Origin of the sequence: Cesiribacter sp. SM1 (assembly GCF_020178975.1) — a bacterium.
In the GTDB taxonomy this organism is placed as follows: domain Bacteria; phylum Bacteroidota; class Bacteroidia; order Cytophagales; family Cyclobacteriaceae; genus Cesiribacter.
The window spans coordinates 1-1,352 of record NZ_JAHXBU010000034.1; the positions used below are offsets into that span (position 1 = coordinate 1).

Annotated in this window: 1 protein-coding gene; it reads left to right on the plus strand. The window is 52.5% G+C overall.

Features of this window, described 5'->3' with window-relative positions; translation table 11 throughout:
• The coding region (locus KWJ01_RS03985; protein ID WP_224995132.1) for a condensation domain-containing protein at positions 1–1,352 on the plus strand (1,352 nt) is incomplete at both ends.

Below are 1,352 nucleotides of genomic sequence, written 5' to 3' on the forward strand. Positions count from 1 at the left end.
CTGGAGCAGGGCCTGCAGATGATCAGCCAGGGCAAAGCAGTAGCACTGGGCGCAAAGAGCAGCTCCTACCGCCAGTGGCAGGAGGCCCTGCAGGCGTATGCAAAGACAAAGGCCATTCGTCAGCAGGACTACTGGCAGAAGGTAGCCAGGGCTGATTTTAGCCTACCTGTAGACAAAGAAGTAGGCGCTTCCCTGGTAAAGGATCAGCGAACAGTAAAAGTAGCTCTGGATGCAGCGCTGACACAGGCCCTGCTCACGGAGGTGAATAAGGCATACAACACCCGCATCGATGACATCTTACTGGCAGCCCTGACAAAAACCCTGGGCAGCTGGAGCAGCCAGCAGCAGGTGGTCATCGGGCTGGAGGGGCATGGCAGGGAGGATCTTTCTTCACAGCTGGACATCAGCAGGACCATAGGCTGGTTCACCAATCTGTACCCGGTGCTGCTCTGGCTCAAAGAAGCAGAGGAGGCATCAGAGGTGATACAGACGGTGAAGGAACAGCTTCGGCAGGTGCCGGACAAGGGCCTTGGCTGGGGAGCCCTGCGCTACCTGCATCCGGATGAGGGGGTGCGGCAAAGCCTCTCCACCGAAAAACCATTCCAGCTTACCTTCAACTACCTGGGACAGCTGGATAATGTAATCAGTGCCAGCCAGTGGTTTGCCAAAGCGCAGGAATCAGCAGGTTCTTCCGTAGAAAAAAATAATAAGCTAACAGCCAGCATTGATATCACCGCTTCCATCATCGAAGGACAGCTGGTGCTTAACTGGCGCTACGGAAGCAAGCATTACCAGGAAGCAACCATCACAACTTTGGCAGCAGATTTCCTGGAAAGATTAGAAAATTTAATCAGCCATTGCCAGCATAAAACAGTACCTCAGGCTACTCCATCAGATTATGGTCTGACAGGGAAAGTAGATTATCGGGAACTGGAAGCGTTTCTGGCAACAGTGCAAAATGGTAAAAAACTCCGGGAGCAGATCAGTACGCTCTATGGCTTAAGCCCTATGCAGCAAGGGCTCCTATTTCATGGCCTGTATGATCAGTCCTCACCTGCCTATATCGAGCAGATGAGCTGCAGGCTTATAGGTGTAGAAGTAGAAGCATTCCGGAAGAGCTGGGAGCATTTAATGCAACAGCACAGCATACTTAGGAGCTCCTTTCACCAGGAGTTGAGCATACCTGTACAGTGTGTGCATCATTCGGTGGTGCTACCTTTCCAGCTGCTGGACTACAGAGGTAAATCAGCAGCCGAGCAGGCAGAGCAGTTATCTGCTTTTATAGAGGCAGATGCGAAGAAGGGCTTTGACTTCAGCCAGGCGCCCCTGCTTAGGCTGACCCTGATCAGGTT